The organism is Streptomyces sp. NBC_00433 (assembly GCA_036015235.1).
Classification (GTDB): Bacteria; Actinomycetota; Actinomycetes; order Streptomycetales; family Streptomycetaceae; genus Actinacidiphila.
Genome location: CP107926.1, coordinates 2,302,208 through 2,319,623, shown reverse-complemented (window position 1 = coordinate 2,319,623; position 17,416 = coordinate 2,302,208). Strand labels below are relative to the sequence as shown.

General features: G+C 71.1%; 19 protein-coding genes. All 19 read right to left on the bottom strand.

Translation table 11 applies throughout. The annotated features are described in order from the left end of the window. Positions 1-40 precede the first annotated feature (40 nt). The 19 genes from OG900_09480 to OG900_09390 all read right to left on the bottom strand — a co-directional run bounded on the left by OG900_09480 (position 41) and on the right by OG900_09390 (position 17,402). Complete coding sequence (locus OG900_09480) at positions 41-391, bottom strand: hypothetical protein (GenBank protein WUH90307.1); 351 nt, start codon at positions 389-391, stop codon at positions 41-43. Positions 392-1,309: 918 nt separating this feature from the next. Then, positions 1,310-2,026 carry a type I-E CRISPR-associated protein Cas6/Cse3/CasE gene (locus tag OG900_09475; GenBank protein WUH90306.1) on the bottom strand — a complete coding sequence of 239 codons (717 nt, stop codon included), beginning with the start codon at positions 2,024-2,026 and terminating at the stop codon, positions 1,310-1,312. Then, the gene (gene cas5e, locus OG900_09470) at positions 2,023-2,772 is read right to left on the bottom strand and encodes a type I-E CRISPR-associated protein Cas5/CasD (GenBank protein WUH90305.1); all 750 of its coding nucleotides are present in this window, start codon (positions 2,770-2,772) and stop codon (positions 2,023-2,025) included. Before cas5e ends, OG900_09475 begins: the two co-directional genes overlap by 4 nt. 3 nt (positions 2,773-2,775) lie before the next feature. Continuing rightward, a complete protein-coding gene (locus OG900_09465; GenBank protein ID WUH90304.1) occupies positions 2,776-4,002 on the bottom strand; it encodes a type I-E CRISPR-associated protein Cas7/Cse4/CasC in 1,227 nt (408 codons plus the stop codon). Further along, positions 3,999-6,218, bottom strand: a complete 2,220-nt coding sequence (locus tag OG900_09460) for a type I-E CRISPR-associated protein Cse1/CasA (protein ID WUH90303.1) — start codon at positions 6,216-6,218, stop codon at positions 3,999-4,001. The genes OG900_09465 and OG900_09460 overlap by 4 nt, the downstream gene beginning before the upstream one ends. Next, positions 6,215-7,738, bottom strand: coding sequence for a helicase (locus tag OG900_09455; protein ID WUH90302.1), 1,524 nt, complete (start codon positions 7,736-7,738; stop codon positions 6,215-6,217). Before OG900_09455 ends, OG900_09460 begins: the two co-directional genes overlap by 4 nt. A 604-nt stretch (positions 7,739-8,342) precedes the next feature. Next, the gene (locus OG900_09450; protein WUH90301.1) at positions 8,343-9,725 is read right to left on the bottom strand and encodes a UDP-N-acetylmuramoyl-tripeptide--D-alanyl-D-alanine ligase; all 1,383 of its coding nucleotides are present in this window, start codon (positions 9,723-9,725) and stop codon (positions 8,343-8,345) included. Continuing rightward, positions 9,722-10,363 carry a C39 family peptidase gene (locus tag OG900_09445; protein WUH90300.1) on the bottom strand — a complete coding sequence of 214 codons (642 nt, stop codon included), beginning with the start codon at positions 10,361-10,363 and terminating at the stop codon, positions 9,722-9,724. Before OG900_09445 ends, OG900_09450 begins: the two co-directional genes overlap by 4 nt. Before the next feature lie 12 nt (positions 10,364-10,375). Continuing rightward, positions 10,376-11,344, bottom strand: a complete 969-nt coding sequence (locus OG900_09440; GenBank protein WUH90299.1) for an ATP-grasp domain-containing protein — start codon at positions 11,342-11,344, stop codon at positions 10,376-10,378. A 43-nt stretch (positions 11,345-11,387) separates the two neighbouring features. Beyond that, the gene (locus OG900_09435) at positions 11,388-11,906 is read right to left on the bottom strand and encodes an NUDIX hydrolase (protein WUH90298.1); all 519 of its coding nucleotides are present in this window, start codon (positions 11,904-11,906) and stop codon (positions 11,388-11,390) included. A gap of 68 nt (positions 11,907-11,974) precedes the next feature. After that, complete coding sequence (locus tag OG900_09430) at positions 11,975-12,883, bottom strand: endonuclease/exonuclease/phosphatase family protein (GenBank protein WUH90297.1); 909 nt, start codon at positions 12,881-12,883, stop codon at positions 11,975-11,977. Next, on the bottom strand, positions 12,871-13,305 hold the full coding sequence (locus OG900_09425; protein ID WUH90296.1) for an NUDIX domain-containing protein: 435 nt from the start codon (positions 13,303-13,305) through the stop codon (positions 12,871-12,873). Before OG900_09425 ends, OG900_09430 begins: the two co-directional genes overlap by 13 nt. 124 nt (positions 13,306-13,429) lie before the next feature. Then, entirely contained in the window at positions 13,430-13,777 is a 348-nt protein-coding gene (locus tag OG900_09420) for a hypothetical protein (GenBank protein ID WUH90295.1), read from the bottom strand. After that, on the bottom strand, positions 13,774-14,352 hold the full coding sequence (locus OG900_09415) for an endonuclease/exonuclease/phosphatase family protein (GenBank protein WUH90294.1): 579 nt from the start codon (positions 14,350-14,352) through the stop codon (positions 13,774-13,776). The genes OG900_09420 and OG900_09415 overlap by 4 nt, the downstream gene beginning before the upstream one ends. Positions 14,353-14,382: 30 nt before the next feature. Further along, a complete protein-coding gene (locus OG900_09410; GenBank protein ID WUH90293.1) occupies positions 14,383-15,081 on the bottom strand; it encodes a hypothetical protein in 699 nt (232 codons plus the stop codon). Between the two features lie 14 nt (positions 15,082-15,095). Next, a complete protein-coding gene (locus OG900_09405) occupies positions 15,096-15,542 on the bottom strand; it encodes a hypothetical protein (protein ID WUH90292.1) in 447 nt (148 codons plus the stop codon). Beyond that, entirely contained in the window at positions 15,539-16,336 is a 798-nt protein-coding gene (locus OG900_09400; protein WUH90291.1) for a hypothetical protein, read from the bottom strand. Before OG900_09400 ends, OG900_09405 begins: the two co-directional genes overlap by 4 nt. 197 nt (positions 16,337-16,533) lie before the next feature. Further along, the gene (locus OG900_09395; protein ID WUH90290.1) at positions 16,534-16,845 is read right to left on the bottom strand and encodes a hypothetical protein; all 312 of its coding nucleotides are present in this window, start codon (positions 16,843-16,845) and stop codon (positions 16,534-16,536) included. Between the two features lie 125 nt (positions 16,846-16,970). Continuing rightward, on the bottom strand, positions 16,971-17,402 hold the full coding sequence (locus OG900_09390; protein WUH90289.1) for a hypothetical protein: 432 nt from the start codon (positions 17,400-17,402) through the stop codon (positions 16,971-16,973). Positions 17,403-17,416 lie beyond the last annotated feature (14 nt).

Below are 17,416 nucleotides of genomic sequence, written 5' to 3'. Positions count from 1 at the left end.
CCGGTCCGGCTCACCGCCGCACCACTGCCGATGGCCGTTCCTACTCCTCAGCGCTGACCCTTGCCGCGCCGTGGAGGGCTTGCGCCGTCTTGTAGTCGGGGCTGGCCCCGGGGTCGGCGATGACGCCCGCGCGCAGCGCTGCGGCAGCTTCGATGACCGCTGCCATCAGGTCCATGTGCTTGGCGTCGTCCTCCGCCGTCCACTCGGGCAGGCGTCGGGCCCACCTGGGTACCTCGGGGACCTCTTCCCCGGCGGCCTTCCGTGCCTTGTCGGCATCGTCGGCCTCTTGGACGCGCCGCTTGTCCACTTCCTTGCGATGCGTCTCGACGTCCATACGCGCCGCGTTGACGCGTCGTTGCAGGTCAACCAGGTGGGTGGGGAGATCAGCCATGCAGTGATGCTACGACGCCAGTGTGACAATCTGGCGTTGGCCGCGGCGGTGCGCTGGTACTGGACAGCCCGCCCCACCACTGTCCCGTGGAGGGCTTTCCAGCGGTTTCCCACCTGTGGGGCGATGGGCGGGGGACACTGGTGCTCCACGCCCCGCCCCAACGGGCGTGACGGCGCAGCAGGTTCTCCCCGCTGGGTGCCGAGAATGAGCCCGTCCGCATCACCCCCCCGGTGCGGCCGGGCTCTCTCGCGGTCAGGCACAGGCGAGACCGGCGTCGCGCGGCTACGGGTGCTCAGGAGAACTCGTGGGATATCGCACGATAGGCGTCCACTCGAGTGGTGACGTTGCCTCGTCCGGGAATGGCTTCACTTGCGGACAGGGAGGATGCGTCACCGTGAGTGACGGTCCGTCCCGTACACGTCCGTCAGGGCCGGAAGATCGTCCGTCGTTCCGCCGGGCCACACGCGTCCTTCTCCGTCACTAGTCACTGCGGCAGGCTATCGAGCCGCGCCGCGCCCCGAGGACACCTTCCCTCACAACGCCCCGGGGCAGGCGCCCTTCCATCCCAGGCGATATGACGCGTGACGCTCGTGCCGAGGCTCAGGACAGGGGCAACCAGTCGCAGTGGCGGGTGGAGAGGTGGAAGTACAGCCGGTCCACACGCTGCTCGACGAGTCATCCGCCGGTGGCCCCGATGACCTCTCGGCTCGCGGTGTTGCGAGTCCGTACGGTCACCGGTGCCCGGTCGATGGCCAACGACGGCAGGGCCGCCCGGCGCGAGGATCAATACCGGCTTAGCGTTGACCGCTTTTGCGCGGTGATCTGCGAGTGCCCTCCGATGGGAGGGAAGGGAAGTCCCAAAAAAATTCGTGGGGTTCAGCCTGCCAAGAGGGCAGGAAGGGCGCGTGAGCGCAATGTTCAGTTTACCGGACGCGTGAGCAGCAATCCGCACCCGTAGGCTTTCGCTCTGCCGAATCCGCCTGCCAGGAGGGCGTGGAACTTGTGGACGTCGGTGACGGTCCCAGTCACGAACATCTCCCGGAAGATGAACTTGACGGGATCGCTTCCGTGCATGCCGGTGACGCTGTGGCCTTCGCTCATTGCGATGTGCTGCGGGCTGAGGTCGAGTCCCTGCTGGTGCAGTTTTCCGCGGAGCCAGTCGCCGCACTCCTGGGCGGTTCGCCTGCTCAGATTCCGGCCGGTCCGGCGGTCGTGGGCGACGGGGTTGGCGAAGGTGCGGCCCTCGATGGTGTCCCCGGTGTTGTAGTGCTCCCGTACGGGATTGACCGTGGCCGCGGTCAGGGCGCCTGTCTTCAGCAGGTGGCTCCAGTCGGGTGGTTGGGGTGATTGGACGAGGATCGCTTCGGGAGCGCCGGCGCTGAGGCGGCGGGTGTCGGGGTCCCTTAGCGGTGTGCTGCGGCGGGCGGCGAACAGGATGCCGGCGGGGCGCGGGGTGCGGGTCGCGGTGACCGTGCGGGGGTCGCGGAAGCCGCGCATGACCAGGCGGTGGAGTTCCTGCACATCCAGGCACAGGTGTTGCTGCTCGGCGGGCAAGGTGAGTGCCGAGCGCCATACCTGCAGGCCGACCGGGCCGTCGGTGGCGGGCTGGGCGGTGGTGGTTGCGGGGGTGGTCATGGCTCCTCGGTCGTGGGCGGGGTCGCGGTGGCGGGCAGAAGGAACATCAGGGGGTGGTCGCGTTCGAGGTACGTGGTGGGCACCTGCTCGGGGCTCGGCGTGGCGCCCGGCTGGGGGATGGTTTCCGTCCAGGTCCGTGGTGTGGCGGTGGTTGCCTCGGGGAGCAGGGGGATCCGGTCGGGCCAGGCGTCGGCACCGAGCGGTGTGGTGCCGTAGGCGGGGGCGTGGGAGAGCGGGCAGCATCGCCGACCGAGGAAGAGCAGTCCGCTCGGGTGACGCAGGGCCCGGACGATGTGTTCGGCCAAGCTGTGGTCGTCGGTGGTCATCCCGGCGAGGAACGCGGCGTCGGCGAGATAGTGCTTGCGGAACTGGACCGGGGCGCGGGTTTCCCCTATCCAGGGGGCCTGGACGGTTCCATCGGGCCGGCGTAGAGGTTTCCGCGGCACCCCGTAGTTGCGGAGGTCTCCGCCGGGTGCGCTGGTTTCGAAGGCGTAGAAGGGGAATGCCCCGCCGCCGGCGGTCTGGTCGTCGGTGAGGACGTGGCCGGGCCGGTCGGCGCGGACGGCGAAGGTCATGGCGCGCAGCTCGGAAATGTCCGCCGACCGCTCTCGTCCCAGGGCGTTGGCGATCAGGCCGGCCACGGCGGACTTGGCGGGCCGGGGTCCGGTTTCCCGTTCGGTCCAGTGTGAGGAGGCGCCGTAGGACTGGAGCGGGCCGGACAGGCGGATCAGCACGGTGGTGGCCATGGGTCAGCCGGCTTCTACGGTGAGCTGTCCGGGCAGCTCGGCGGGCGCGGGTTCGGCGTTGGGGGGGAGCCACCGGGCGACCCCTGCGATCAGGTGGGCTCGGCGCAGGTAGCGGGCCAGGCGGGTGGCGGCTTCGGTGCCCGCCGGGGCGGGCACGGGGTCTTCGAACGCGGCGGCTGCGGTGAGCGGCAGGGGGCAGGTCGCGGCGACGGCCAGGGTGGGCCAGGCGGCGGCGCCGGTGCGGCTCTTTCCCCCCGAGGGCAGCGTGTAGGTGGCGGCAGTGAGGAACCGTTGTTCCATGCTTCGCGCGGTTGCCTCGACACGGTCGGGGTCGGGGTCGGATTCGGCCAGGTTGGCACGCAGGAGGCGCCGGTCCAGGGCGGCCCAGCGGTACAAGGTGCCGGAGGCGAGTAGTTGCTGGCCGAGCATGCTGGAGGCGAAGACCCCGAGATCGTTCCAATCGTCGCGGGTGGCGAAGTCGTCGGCGAAGGTGAGCGTGGCGTCGACCGAGAATCCGTGGGCGACCGCCACGGCGGAGCGTATGTGCCCGTTCGGCGGCGGGAGTTCGGTGAGCATCCGCCCGAACAGTTGTATGTCGGAGCGTCCGGGGCCGAAGGCTTCGCGGGCCTGGGCGGCAACGGCGGGCGGGACGAGCGCGGCGGCGGCGTTGAGGGAGTTTCCTGCTTTCGGCGGGCGCCTTGTGCCGGGCGGCGGTGCCACGGCGCCGGCGATGATGTGCTCAGCCTTGACCCGGGCCTCCTCCAGGTCGTCCCAGTTGAGCGTGACCAGGGCGGCCAGCACGTCGGGTGCGGTGTCCGGCAGGACGACGGCGGCGCGGGTGCGGTGAGGGTCGGTGGGGTCGATGGTCATTCCGGCGGCGGCGACGATCAGGGCCGCCGCGGGGTCGGCGTCCGCAGTGTCGGTGCCGGTTTCCTGCAGGCGCCGGGAGACTGCCCGGGGCAGGTAGCGGCTGTTGGCGGCGGGGACCTCACCGGGGAGCGTAGAGGTGCGCATCGCGTCGCGGATAGCCCGTACCTGTGACTGGGAGGAGATCCGCATGCGTTCGACACCGCCGATGGTGATGGTTTTGGGTCGGCCGAGCTGGTCGCGGTTCAAGGCGACGCCGGACAGCGTGGTGAGCGAATGCACGGTGACGAACGGACCGGGAACACCTGAAAGGTCGATGGTGAAGCCGGTGCCGGAGAGGTGGAGGTCGGTTGCGCTGGTCACGGGGTGGGTGCTTCCTGGTCGCGGGAATCGGTGGCGGAGAGGTGACGGGGTACGGAGCGTCGGCCGAAATACAGCTGGGTCCAGCGTTCCCGGACGGCGGGGCCGTCCCAGTGCGCCAGATCACCGAAGAGCTGTCCCCAGGACGGAGCGGCTCCGGCGTTGGCGGCGGAGCGGATCTGGGCCGCGAGCAGCGGGCGCATCGCGGCGATGGTCGGTGAGCGAACCATCGTGACCAGGGCGGCGGTGGTGGCCCGGTGGGCCGGTCCGTGGACCTGGCGCATCAGCCAGGGCACCGGGACGCTGCCGTGGACGGGGGCACTGCGGTTGTGTCGGCGGTGCAGGGCGAACAGCGCCGCCGTGGTTGCGGCGGCGTCGTGCTGCTCGGCGGGGAACGGATCGGTGACCAGTCGGCAGGCGGGGATGTCCGGATCTGGAAGGGCGAGCCAGAAGGCCAGATCACGCAGCGTTGCGCTCATACGGGAGGTATGGGCCCAGGCGCCCAGCAGCATCGCCAGCCGCCGTTCCCGGGCGGGCATCTCCAGTTCACCGTCCGGCACCGGGCCCGAACGGCGGTGACGCCGCGGTTTGGCGGCGTCCAGTGCGGCGGTCTCCTTGGTGACGAACAGGTCCCGCGCGGCGTATCCCGTCAGCGCGGGGGAGGCGATGCCCAGTTCGTCCGCCGGCGCCTGCGACATGACGGGAAGGACCACAGTTCCGTGTTCGGAGACCTGGAACAGCTCCTGCTGGCCGACTGCGGCCGGCACCGCTGACACCGGCGCCACGGCTGCGGAAGGTGCAATGTCGGCGGTGCGGACGGCGTCTTCCAAGACGGCCAGCCGCCTGCCGCGGCGTACCGGATCTGGATCCTGTAAAGGGCGGGCGCTGGCGAGCAGAGCGGCTTCGCGGTGCCGGCGCGGCGCGGCACGGAATGCCGGATCGTGGAGGAAGTCAGAGCCGAAGCCGGGCGGCAGCTTGGTGCCGAGCTCGCGGCGGAGCAGTCCGGCGGCGGTGGTGGCTGTGTCCGGATCGGGTGCCGCTCCGTGAGCGCGGCGGCGGAAGACCATGACGGTGTCGGCCGCGTCACGCAGTTCCGGGTCTGCCATGAGGTGCCCGGGGGCGAAGACCTGTCGGGTGCAGGTGTACCCGGCGTTTGCCGGGGCCGCGATGCCGGCGGCTGTCAGGTCTGGCTGGTGGCCCAGGTCTTCGGCAGCCTGCCGCGCGGTCGCCGCCCAGCTCCCGGGGCCGGCTGCCCACCACGCCTCCGCCAGGGGAGCAAGATCGGTGTCGCTGGTCACCGCGGAGGCCCACAGTGGTTTTCCGCCGATGGCTTCAGCGACGTCGCTCATGCCGGGTCTGCGGGTCAGGGGTGTCTCGCCCGGCTGGATCCGCCAGCCCGCGGCCAGTTGGGTGACAGCGACCTGCCCGCCGTCGGATGCCTGCGGGTGCAGCAGGATACGGCGGGACATCCACGTCAGAGCGTCACTCTCCCCGGTGGGGGTGCCGTGGCGGCCCTGATCGTCCTCGGGGCGCGGCCGGTAGGACCAGGTCGCGGTGCCCACCGGACACGCCAGGGGGGTCAGCCGCCACGCCAGCAGCTCCGCCAGGATCGTCTCCGGCAGCCACAGCAGGCTGGCCGCCGCTGTGCTGCCGCCCGCCACCTCGCTGCCCCGGCCGTAGAGCGTCGACTTCGTCGGAATACGGCCGCCCTTGGCCCATAACTGCTGCACGAGCAGCAGCTCCACCGCCCTACTCGTCGGCAGTGGCTGCCCGTTGTAGCGGTGCCGGTGGTCGTGCAACAGCTGGCCGGTTCGCGCGGCTGTCAGGTCTAGGAAGTGGACCGGCACGGTGGCCTCGCGCTGGCCGGCAAGGTCCCGCATGCCAGCGTCCTGGAAGAACGGGTACTCGGGGTGGAACAGGTCCAGCTGGTCGGCGTTGGCGTGGATCCAGCCGGTGACCGGGGCGAGGTCCACACCGCGGCGGATCTGCCGGAGGTAGTCGTCGAAGCCGGCCGGGGCGCAGCCGGCGCTGTAGGCGACGGCGAGGAGGAGGCGGGCGGTGGCTATCCGCACGAGAGGATCCGGTGCCGCCAGCCGTATCTGGCCGCAGCGTTCCAGCGCGTCGAGCAGGGACAGCAGATGGGCACGGCCGTCGAGACCGACGCACCGGATCCACGGCCGGTCGGCAAGGCTCCATGAAAGGGTGGCGGGATGGCTCATAGCGACGCCTTGGTGCTGGCGGCCTGGCCGGCGCCGTCATCGAGCAGGTAGGCCAGCTCTTCCAGCGATGTGGCGTCCGCGGAGGAGTGGACCAGCTCCTGGGTGCCGGCCAGCGCCCAGAAAGCGCTGGCCAGCCACAGCTGCTCCTGGGTGCCGCGGACCACCAGGTAGTGGGACGGGGCGACCTGGCCGTCGCGTTGGGCTCGGCCTTCCGCCTGCAGGCTTTGCTTGCCGCCGCACAGCACGTCGGCGAAGACCGTTATTCGCGGTGCAGTAGTGGCGGTGGTGCCCGCGCCGTCCACGTCCCGCTCGCCGGCCTGGAAATTCAGCGCCTCGACCGCGTTGGTCACGCAGACCAGCGACTGGCCGAGCTGGAAGGCAATCCGGCGCGCCTCGCGCAGCCCCGGCTGCTCACCGGTGATCACCGAGACATGATCGGGCAGATGGCGGGCCCACAGTTCGCGGGCGATATCGGCGGCCAGAGCGTCCACCGTGTCCAGGAACCAGGCGGGAACGACAACCTGGTGACCTGACTGGACCAGGCCGGCGACGTGCCGCGCGACGTGGGGAACCTTGAGCATCGACGCCTTCTGCACATTCCTGAGCGCTTCGCTTCCGCGGTCGGCGCGGCCCGGGCGCAGCTCACGGAGCTTGCGAAGACCGTGGGTGCGGATGAACTGCGCCCACGCGCCGTCGTACATCTCCTTCTCACCAGTGGACAGCTCGATCCAGTGGATCTCCCGCCGCTGCGTTGGCAGCCCCAGTTCTTCCTGCGTAGCGGTCGACCCCACTCCCCGCCGGTACAGCAGTTCCCTGATCCGCTTCACGCTACCGTCGTCGTCCGTCCCGCTGCCGGGCCGCAGGCTCTCCACCCACTGCGCGTAGCCGGTACCGGTGCGGTCGGCGGGGGGCTGCACCCGGGCGGCGAACGCGATCAGGTCAGCGGCGTAGCTGGTCTCCTGCACGGTGGAGAACGGCGTCGCCGAAGCAGGCACGAAGAACGGCGGCGGTGAACCGTCCTGCGGATGGGTCAGCCGGTACACCAGTCGAGAGCGGACCGAGTCGGGGGCAGCCAGAACCTGGCTCTCGTCGACTACTACCGCATCGAACAGGACACGGGGCAGCCCCGAGGCGGCGGCGAGCGCGCTCGCCCGCTCGGCAGGGAGCGACCCCAGGTTGTGCTGGCGGTGGAGGAACAGCCGCCACAGCCGCTCAGGATTGATCACCACCCACCGCTGGCCGGCGCCGTATGAGGTGATCGCGCGCCGCCAGGCCGGGACGGCGCCCAGTTTGGTGACCACCAGGATGGTGTGCACCTGGGCGCGTCTGGCGTTGAGCCCGGCCAGCACCGTCATGGTCTTCCCGCTGCCGGTGGGCGAGACCAGCGCAAAGCCTGGGGCGCCCGCCTGGTGAGCGGCAGCGATGCCCTCCGCGCGCGGCGCCTGGTAGTCGCGCAGTTGAAGGACGGACGGGGCCGGCGCGATGTCCCGCTGCCCGGTGAGCAGCTCCTGGACCAGCATCTCCCAGGAGTGTGCTTGCGCGCGGTAGGGCTCCAGGGCAGCCGGAAGGCGCCGCCCGCGGAAGACTTTGACTCCCCACTGCGCGTGCCGGGTTGCTCCCGGATACGCCGGCGCTCCCGGGTCCAGGACGGACCACGTCGGCTGTTGCCCATCCTTCACCAGCACAGCAGCGGGGCCGGCGGGCGAGAGGCGGATGGGCGGCGAAGCGGTCGGGTGCTCCGGCGCTGCGCTGATGTCGCCGGGGTGGCCAGGCTCGCTCGTGGCGGCCGCTGCCAGAAGGGTGGCTGCCGCCGGCGGTAACCCGCGGCGCGATGTACCGGATGCGGGGCGGGGTCGGCCGGTCGGCGCGGTCTCAGGCACAGCTGTTCCTCTGGGTGGTTCGCGGGGTCGGTTCGGTGGTCGGCGGGTCACCTGCACATCACCGCCCGGGGCCGCTTCGGCAGGACGGCCAAGTGATCCTCTGGGCGCGGAGGTTGGGATGTGAGGGCACCGCAAGTGGGCGTACATCACCGGCGGCCGGGGCGCGGGTCGTTCACCGGGCTGACCCGGTGCCGGACTGCGTCCCGGCACGGGGCCAGGCGTCAGATTTGGGCTGCGGGCGTGGTCAGGCGGTTGTCATCGCGGTCAGTTGTCGCGCGACGGCACCGAGGCCCAGGGCGTTGGAGCCTTTGATCAGGAGCACATCGCCGGGCCGGAGCACCTTGTTGGTCCGCTCGGCCACGGACTGCCCCGTCTCGGCGTGCTCCGCGGTGATCCCGGCCTGACGGGCGGTCTCGGCGAGCGCGAGGGCGTGTTTCCCGCCGACGGTGATCAGGTGGTCGATGCCGCTGGCGGTGAGGCGGTCGGCCACCGTGGCGTGCCAGGTGTCGGCCCGGTCGCCGAGTTCGGCCATCTCGCCGATGACTGCGACCCGTCGGCGGTCGGCGCCGGCGATGTCCTCCAGGGCTTCGATCGCGGCGAGCATCGCCTCGGGGGAGGCGTTGAAGGTGTCGTTGATGACGGTCACGCCGTCGGTGCGGGTGGTGACCTGCATCCGGTCGCCGGAGACGATCTCCGCTGCTTCCAGCCCAGCCAGGACGGTGGTGAACGGCACGCCGGCAGCCAGTGCGGTCGCCGCGGCGGCCAGCGCATTGGTCACGTTGTGGCGGCCGTGGATTCGCAGTTGTACTGTGCCCGATTCCTCGCCGTGCAGCAGGATGAAGCCCGGACGCCCCTGGCCGTCGGTGCGAATATCGGTCGCGCGCACCGTGCTGCCGGGGCTGGTGCCGAACGTGATGACCCCGGCTTCGGTCTGGTCGGCCATCGCCAGAACCAGGGGGTCGTCGGCGTTCAGGACGGCCATCCCCAGCGGCGGGAGGGTCTGGACGATCTCAGCCTTGGCAGCCGCGATGGCCTCCCGGCTGCCGAACTCTCCGATGTGCGCGGAGCCGATGCCCAAAACGGTGGCGATGTTGGGGGGCGCGACCTTGCACAGCGCGGCGATGTGGCCCGGGCCCCGGGCACCCATTTCCAGAACCAGATACCCGGTGTCGGGCTGGACGCGGCTGACGGTTGTGGGGAAACCCAGTTCATTGTTGAACGATTTCTCGGTGGCCACCGTCTTCCCGTCGAGGCTGAGGATGGCCCGCAGGATGTCCTTCGTGGTGGTCTTCCCGGCCGAGCCGGTCAGCCCGATCACCACCCCGGTGTAGGCGGCTGCGATCTGGGCGGCGATGGCCGCCATCGCCGCAAGCACGTCGAGCACGATCAGCGCCGGCACGCCGACCGGGCGGGTCGCCAGCGCCGCGACCGCGCCCGCGGACACCGCCTGGGCGGCGAAGTCGTGGCCGTCGGTGGCCGATCCGGGCAGGCATGCGAACAATCCGCCGGCGGCGACATCACGGGAGTCGAAGGAGAACGGCCCGGTCACCAACGTGTCAGGGTCGGTGATCTGGTCGAGGCGTGCGCCGGCGGCCGAAGCCAGGCGACCGAGGGAGAAGGCGATCATCGGGTGCTGCACTTTCCGTTAGCAGGGCCCAGGACGACACCGCGGCCGGCGTAGAACCGGCCCAGGTCGGCCAGGGGAACGTGGTGGAACTGCTGGGAGCGGCCGGGCAGGCCGGACGGGTTGTGGATGACGACCGCGTCGGGGCCGGCGCCGACGGCCAGGACCAGATGGCCGCCGCGCTGCGGCGGCGCCGGATCCAGGGCGCGGATGGACTTGTGGACGCTCAGGAGCACCACTCGCCCGGCGGCGACCTCCGTGCGGATGTCGCCGGCCGGCAGGTCCGGGCGGCACTGGGCGTGCAGGCCGAAGCGGTCGGCCGCCCAGCGGGCGAACGGAGCGTAGATCAGTCCCTTGACCTCGTCGCCGTCGCGAACGTACGCGCCGGCGTCCAGGGCCTCGCGGACCAGCGGGACCGAGAGAGGGACTTCGTGGCCGAGCCAGTCCAGCGTCATGCGCAGGCAGGCCATGCCGCAGATCCGCGGGGCCCAGAACGCGTATTCCTCGGGGCTGTCGGCGCCGGACTTCTGCCACAGAGGGTCGGTGGCCGCGCTGGTGCCGGAGATGAAATCTGGCACCAGCGCGGCCGATTCCCACTGGCTGTAGTAGGGCACCGGGTGGGTGATGGTGGTCAGCGTCATGGTCACAGTCTGCTACGGGACGTAAGCGGGCTTGGTGAACGCGGTGGCCAGGACACGCCGGATGAGGTCGTCGTAGCTCAGGCCGGCCGCGGCGGCCATGGTGGCGAGGTTGCCGTGCTCGGACAGGCCGGGCACCGTGTTGATCTCCAGCACCGGCCGGCGCCCGGAAGGCGCCAGGAGGAAGTCCACCCGGCTGACGCCGTGCGCACCGACGATGCGGTGCACCCGCAACGCGGTCTGCTGCAGTGCCGTCGTCACCAGCGGCGGCAGGTCGGCGGGGCAGACCTCCCTGCGTGCCGACATGTCGTGCTTGGCCTCATAGTCGTAGAAGGCGCGGTCGGTGAACGCAGTGTGCACCGGCAGCGGCGTGGGCACCCCGTCGATGTCCACGACGCCCACCGTCGCCGGTGTGCCTTCGAGGTACTCCTCGACGATGAAGGAGCCGTACGGGCCGGCCGTGGTCAGGAGGTCGTCGAGCGCGGTTTCGTCCTGGGCGATGCCGGCACCCAGGCTCCCGCCGCCGGCTGCGGGCTTGACGAACACCGGGAACCCGAGCCGGCTCACCACCGCCGCCCGCGTTATCTCCGGGGGCTGCCCGGCGGGTGCCGGGACCCAGCGCGGGGTGTCGATGCCTTCGGCCGTGATGACGGTCTTGAAGCGCATCTTGTCCATGCCGATGGCCGAGGCTTGCACGCCGGAACCGGTATAGGGGATGCCTAGTGTGTCCAGCGTGCCCTGGATCTTGCCGTCCTCACCTCCCAGGCCGTGGCAGGCCAGCAGCGCCACGTCGATACGGCTGCGCAGCCCGGTCAGGTCCAGGCCGCGCAGGTCGACCAGTTCGGCGCTCAGCCCGCCCAGATCCTGGGCCTGGCACGCGAGGGACTTCGCTGCGGCTTCGGCGGAAGCGATGGACCCCGGTCGTTCGGGCGAATCGCCACCGTAGAGGACTCCGACACGCAGCTGTGCGGGCAGTGCGGACATGAGACTGGGGCTCCTTCGAGATCAGGATCGGTGTGCTCTGAGGTCAGCGCGCGACGGGAGACGGAAAGGGATGGTCGGGTGGGTAGGGGGGCAGCACGAAGGTCACGCCCTGGACGAGGGCGCGCTGGGCGGCGCGGACGGCGCGCGCCAGCGGTGGCAGGGTCCACTGGTCGATGTCTTCGAAGGCGATGAACTGGACATCGCCCAGTTCGTCCGGGGGCAGGCGGATCGCCTCCCTCTCTCCGGGCGCCAGCGGCTCCACGTCGAAGATCAGGTCGATCCCGGCTGGCTTGCCGCGTTCTTCATCGGCGGGAACCTGCACCACGACGAGGAGCCGGCCGGGATCCCGGTGCAGGCCGGTTTCTTCCCAGACCTCCCGGGTTAGCGCATGCTCGAAGTCCTCCCCCGGCTCGAGGCCGCCGCCGACCAGGTAATACCGGCGGTCGTTGTAGCGGGGTTTGACCAGGGCCAGGCGTCCCAGGTGGTCGCGCAGCAACGCCTTGGACCCGTGTGGGCATGGCGGCCAGGTGTGCGCCGCGCTTCCCGGCGGTGTCGCGGTCACCGGTTTCCTTCCGCCAGGACGGCTGGCAGCCATTTGAGAACGCGGCCGGGTGTCAGGGACACGGCGGGTCAGGCGTCCAGTTCCTGCTGCTCGTTGAGGATGTCGGCTAGGACGTCGCGGTCGAGTTTGACGCGGACGACGTGGTGGTCGGAGAGAGCGGGGTCCACCTCGATGACGTCGACCCCTATCACTGCGGGCAGGAAGTGCGTGCTGCCGTAGACGCGGTCTATCCTCGCGTCCGGGCCGTGGGTGTCGCTGGCGTTCACCGTGCGGGCGACCGCGCTGGTGTCGCCGGACTTCTCTGCCCAGTAGCGGGCGAGGTCGAAGAGTTCGGCGTCGCGCAGGGTCTTGTCGGGTTCGGTGTCCGGGACGCGGGTTCCGTCCGGGAGCAGGCGGGAGCGGTGAACCATGTGCCGCTTGTCCTTGATGGAGGACAGATCCGGCAGGGCGGGGGCGCCGGGAAGGTCCTGGTGGGGGTAGGAGTTGTTGTCGCCGCCGGCCAGGATGGGCGGGGTGATCTTCCGGCCGTCGTGCGTCTTCCATTTCCTGTCGGCGTACGCGGTCAGCGACTGTGCCTCGGAAGCCCGGTTGGTGACGGAGCAGTAGTGCAGGTGGTAGGACACGGCGACGAAGGGCATGGCGGTGCTGCCAGCCGGCCTATAGCGCAGCAGCACCGGCGTGGGCGGCTGCACCCACATGGGTGCGACCTTGTCCTGCCAGTCCCGGACCGGTGCGAAGAGGGTGGGGTCGGCGTACACGGCGGTGCGCGAGCGGGCGCCGATCCATCCGCGCAGGCCCAGGACGTCCTCCTGCTGGTTGTGGATCGTGTGGCCGTTGTCGGCGGCGTCCCAGGGTTCCTGCCGGAGGAGCAGGTCGGGGTTGAGGCTGGCCAGCAGGTCGTGGCCCTTGGCCCACTTGGCCTGGTCGCCGCCTCCGTTGTCCTCGAAGTTCCAGTTCAGCAGGGTCAGGGTGCGCATGGTGAGACCTCTCTGTCGTCGGTTTGGCCGGGGTAGGAGCAGGCCAGGAGGTATGTCCGTGCCGGGCCGAAGATGTCGCCGAGCGGGATGTAGCGGCCAAGGTCCGGGATGCGTGCCCAGGCGACCTCGGCGACCTCTGCAGGAGCTGCTTCGTACGCGGTGCCGTCCAGGTACTGGCACGCGACGTACGCCATGGGCTGACGGGTGCCCGGGTGGACCCGCTCACCCAAGGGCACGATCGCGGCGGCCAGCACGCCGGCCTCTTCGAGCGTCTCGCGGACCACGGCGTCTGCAGCGGTCTCGCCGGGCTTGATGCCTCCGGCGGGGAACTGCCAGGACAGGGAGCCTTCGGGGACCCGGCGGCGTATCAGCAGGACGTGTCTGCCGTGCAGGATCACGGCTGCGGCCACGGTGGGCCGCACGGCGGGGAGCGAGGTGGCGGAAATCGGCGTGTTCAGCTCATCGGTCTCATGTTGGACGAGCCGAGGGCTGGGCGTGCTCCGGATGCGGTCTGCCGCGTGTGGTTGGTCCGGTTGCGTCAGTGCGCTACTCATGTGGTTTCCCGCCGGTGGGGAGGGGGCCGGATGCGAGGGTGTTCGGCTCGTAGACCCGGGCGGGGCGGTGGAGGATCTCCCGAAGGACAGCGGTGTCGAAGGTGGCGCGCTGCGGCAGGTGGTCGCTGATTGCCCGCAGGCCGGGGGTGTCGCAGACTTCGAAGGCCGTCAGGGCGGGGACGAGTTCGCCGGAGAGATAGCCGCGGTCGATGGTGTGAGGAGGCAGGCCGGTAGGGCGTCCCGGGTGGTTGCGGTAGCCGGAGGTGGGCCGCGTGGCGTCGGGCTGGCCGAGGCGGTCGGCGGCGTGCCGGGCCAGCTCGACGTATCCGGCGTCCGTCATGGCGCGGTCGGGCTCGTCATCGGAGACCCGGCTTCCGTCGGGGCGCGGCGGGTGCGGTTGGCGACGAACGCCTTGTCGGCGTAGTCGTCCCACGGTCCGCCTTCGCCAGTCCGGTAGGAATTCCAGTCGCCGAAGACCATGGCGAGCCAGCCTGCTTTGGACAGGGTGGACAGCCACTGGGCTTCGGCGAGTCTGATCTGTGGGGACCAGTAGCACAGGTGGGCGCTGGCGGTGCTGATCCGCCGTGGGCTGAGGGTTTCGTCCTCGTCGCGGAGGCGGACGGCGACGTTGGCGGGAGCGTGCCAGGGCGCCCAGGGGTGGAGGAACTCCTCGTCGAAGACCAGGGGGCTGCACTCACGCAGGAAGATGGCGTTGTCGTTGCTGCTCTGGGCGGTGGGCGCGGCGATGTAGCCGGTCATTGCGGTCAGTTCGGTGACGATCTCGCCCTGGCCGGGCTGGAGCTCCTGCATGAGGAAGATGTCCGGGCTCTGGGCGCGGACCCAGTCGGCTGCCTGGTGCAGGTTCTCGCCCTTCTCCACGTTCCAGGAGACGGCTACGACAGGCGGTAAGGACACGGCGATTCTTTCGGTAGTGGGATGGAGCGGTCAGGTGAGGCCGGCGGCGGCGAATTCGGCGGCGAGGTCGACGACCGTGACGTCGTGCAGGGCGATTGCGTACTGCGTGCCGAGGAACAGCCGCCGGTGGGGATGAGTGAACGGGATGACGTCGGCGTCCCGGTCGGCGCGGGTACGGGTGGCCCTGGGGAGGCCGCCGGAGTCCTGGTACGGGGTGCCGAGCACGCCATGCCAGCGGGACTCTCGGACGCGCAGTGCGGTGAAGCCACCGACGCGATGCCCGTATCCACACCGATCGACCGCTTCCTTGGCGTGCGGCAAGCACAGTGGCGGCTGGTAGGTGAAGGACCCCTCGGGCCAGCGCGGCTTGGCCTGGGCCTGCTCTCCGGCAACGTCCAGGAACAGCGTCCCGGCGTCGGTGTGGCTGGGTTCGCCCTTGCAGTAGCGGCAGAGCATCTCGCCCATGCACTCGCGCTGCCGGGCGGGATGCACCGTCGGCCAGATGGGCCGGCCGACCGGCCACCCGGCCGCGTTCAGGCTCTGGGTGACGCGGGCGTACAGGATGCCCTCGTGGTCGCGGTCTTCGGGCCGTTCGTCGCGATAGCGGAGGGCGGCGGCCGGGGGAATACCGAGACTGGCGCTGCCCGGGCGATAGCGCAGGATCAGCGCCTGGTCGCTGATGTCCTGTTCGCCCTTGCGGAGCGTGATGTACGGAACCGAATCGGGCATGTCCATGTCCCCGGTCAGGCCGCGGAAGCGGCGGGGGCGGACGGCAGGGCCGCAAGCCGGCTGCGGGACGTGCGGCCCAGCACGAAGTCGTGATCGGGCCACTCCTGGGCATCGCCGACCTCCACATGACGGAAGACAGGCAGGAGGCGCTGGCCGGCCACGAGCCGGTCCACCCGGGCGTCGGGGCCGTGTGTGGGGTACGCGAGCATCATGTGCGCCACCGCGTCCAAGTTCCCGGCGGCTCTGATCGCCAGGGCGCGGGCGGCTTGTTCGAGTAACGGGCCATCGTCGCGGGCCAGGTCGAGGCACGCGATCACTGGAGCGCCGAGCTGCTGGGTGGACAAGCGGGTGAGGTAGGTGAGCGCCCGGTCGTGCAAGCCCTGCCAGGCGCCCTCCGCCTTCCGTTCGGCCAGACACCGGCCGGCCTCGTCGGCCAGGCGATCGGCTGTGGGCCGGCTCATGCGGCGGCCCCGGCGATGTGAGCGGTCAGGCTCCGGGCGTACCGGGGACGCAGCCGTCCCAGGAGGAGTGCGGGTCCGCCGTGACAGTAGCGGCAGTAGGGCGTGTAGGCGGCGTCGAGGAACCCGCCGCCGGTGATCTTCTGGACGGCATGGGTGAGGCGGGCGGCGAGGTCTTCGCCGGCGCTCTGGTCGTCCGGATCGATCTCCTGGATCCAGCCGGTCGGCACGAGCTGGCGCAGCAGCACCACGCCTTCGGGGATCGTGACGTCGCCCAGGTCTATGGCGCCTGCGTGGGCGGCGACCTGATCAGCGGTCACGCCGATCTTCTCCAGCGCCCGCCGTAGGGCGTCTTCGGCCTGGTGAAGGCCGGCCAAGTGCTGCTCGATCACGTGGGCCAGGCGCGTGAGGGTGCTGTGGTCGGCATCGCCGAGCGACAGCACCTCCCGTCCGCCGGGCGCCGTCCTCGGTCCTCCCAGGCGCAGTTCGACACCGGCGGCCTGGGCACAGGTCCCCAGCCACGCCGCGGCGCCGGCGAGACCGGGCGTCTCGGGAGCGGGGGCGGTGGCGGTGGCGGCGCTGGTGAGGACGGCGGCCAGCTCGAGGACGGTGGTTTCGTCGGCGTCTCCGAGCGCCAGGCGGTCGCCGCCGCTCACCTCGTCGGGGTTGCCGAGGAGCAGGTGCAGTCCCGCGGTCCGGGCGGCGGTGCGCAGTCGGCCCAGCGGTGCCCAGAGGGTTTCCTCGAACTCGCGGGTCGCCGGGAACGTGCCGGATCCGGTGAAGAGTTGTGCTGACAAGTCAGTATCTGGCAGGGCGTTCATGGGTCCTCGATCGAATGCGGTCGTCTCGTAGTGGGGGCCGGCCGCCGCCGGTGACGAGGGCGGCGGCGGCCGGTGGCTCGCTGCCCGCGCCGGTACGGGGGAACCGGTGCGCATCTCCGGCAGCGAGCCGGTCGTGGGATCGGCCCGCAGGTTCGCGCGCGGGCGACGGGTGGTCAGTAGGCGTCGGCGAGTGCGTTCATCGGACACGTGGTGCCGGGTATGCCGCCGGTGAGGACGACGCTGTGACGCGGCAGTGCGGCCAGGGCCTGGACCAGGCGCGCCGCGTTGGTCCGGCGGGTGGGCGGGGGCTGCGGGCGCAGACGGAGGGGGTCGCCTCCGTCGGGGATTGCCACCAGTACGTCGGCGGCGTGCACCCCCTGTGCCCTGGCTTCGGCCGAGGGCGGGAGGCTGGGGGCGGTGAAGAGCACGGCTGCTGCGGTGGCTGCGTGCGTGGTGGTCACGCAGGCCAGGGTCGGGCTGATCATCCTCAGACTCCAGGTTCCGGGCCGGGCTGTGGTGGTGGGTTTCGGGTGGTCCGCCGCCCGTCCCGACGGCGGTGCGGGTCGGGCGGCGGTACCCGGCTCCCGCGACGGTGCCGCGGGAGCGGTCTTCAGAAGGCGGCTGGAACCAGCCGCCGGGATGTGGCGGCTTCCAGCGCCCGCAGGACGGGAGGGCTGGCGAAGGCCGCCAGGTCGGGGCCGAGGTCGGTGGGCAGGTCGGTCAGGGGGATGCCGTCGGGGATGACCAGGCGGGGTATGCCGTCAGCGGTGATCCGTATCCGGGGTGCGCGGTCGGCGGCGGTGGCGGGCGGGCTGGCGGTGACGGCGACGTGCATGCCGGCCGAGGTGCCGCATTGCCACAGCGCCCTGGCGGCGGGGTGCTGGCCGGGATGGGGGCCGGCGAGGACGAGGTGGTGCACTCCGGCACCGGCCGCCGCGCGGACGGTGGCCAGCCAGTGCAGGGCGCGCATGTCGCCGTCGGTGAGGGCGAGTTCGAGGACGGCCGGGGGCGACTGCACGGGGTGGGTGTTCTGGCTGGTCACTGCGGTGATCTCCT

Excerpts from the sequence above, each read along its gene's own strand:
- OG900_09480 (WUH90307.1), bottom strand. The coding sequence starts at position 391 with ATGGCTGATCTCCCCACCCACCTGGTTGACCTGCAACGACGCGTCAAC.
- OG900_09445 (WUH90300.1), bottom strand. The coding sequence starts at position 10,363 with ATGACGCTGACCACCATCACCCACCCGGTGCCCTACTACAGCCAGTGG.
- OG900_09460 (WUH90303.1), bottom strand. The coding sequence starts at position 6,218 with ATGAGCCATCCCGCCACCCTTTCATGGAGCCTTGCCGACCGGCCGTGG.
- OG900_09420 (WUH90295.1), bottom strand. The coding sequence starts at position 13,777 with ATGACGGACGCCGGATACGTCGAGCTGGCCCGGCACGCCGCCGACCGC.
- OG900_09440 (WUH90299.1), bottom strand. The coding sequence starts at position 11,344 with ATGTCCGCACTGCCCGCACAGCTGCGTGTCGGAGTCCTCTACGGTGGC.
- OG900_09405 (WUH90292.1), bottom strand. The coding sequence starts at position 15,542 with ATGAGCCGGCCCACAGCCGATCGCCTGGCCGACGAGGCCGGCCGGTGT.
- OG900_09475 (WUH90306.1), bottom strand. The coding sequence starts at position 2,026 with ATGACCACCCCCGCAACCACCACCGCCCAGCCCGCCACCGACGGCCCG.
- OG900_09430 (WUH90297.1), bottom strand. The coding sequence starts at position 12,883 with ATGCGCACCCTGACCCTGCTGAACTGGAACTTCGAGGACAACGGAGGC.
- OG900_09455 (WUH90302.1), bottom strand. The coding sequence starts at position 7,738 with ATGCTGGTCCAGGAGCTGCTCACCGGGCAGCGGGACATCGCGCCGGCC.
- cas5e (WUH90305.1), bottom strand. The coding sequence starts at position 2,772 with ATGGCCACCACCGTGCTGATCCGCCTGTCCGGCCCGCTCCAGTCCTAC.
- OG900_09395 (WUH90290.1), bottom strand. The coding sequence starts at position 16,845 with ATGATCAGCCCGACCCTGGCCTGCGTGACCACCACGCACGCAGCCACC.
- OG900_09450 (WUH90301.1), bottom strand. The coding sequence starts at position 9,725 with ATGATCGCCTTCTCCCTCGGTCGCCTGGCTTCGGCCGCCGGCGCACGC.
- OG900_09410 (WUH90293.1), bottom strand. The coding sequence starts at position 15,081 with ATGCCCGATTCGGTTCCGTACATCACGCTCCGCAAGGGCGAACAGGAC.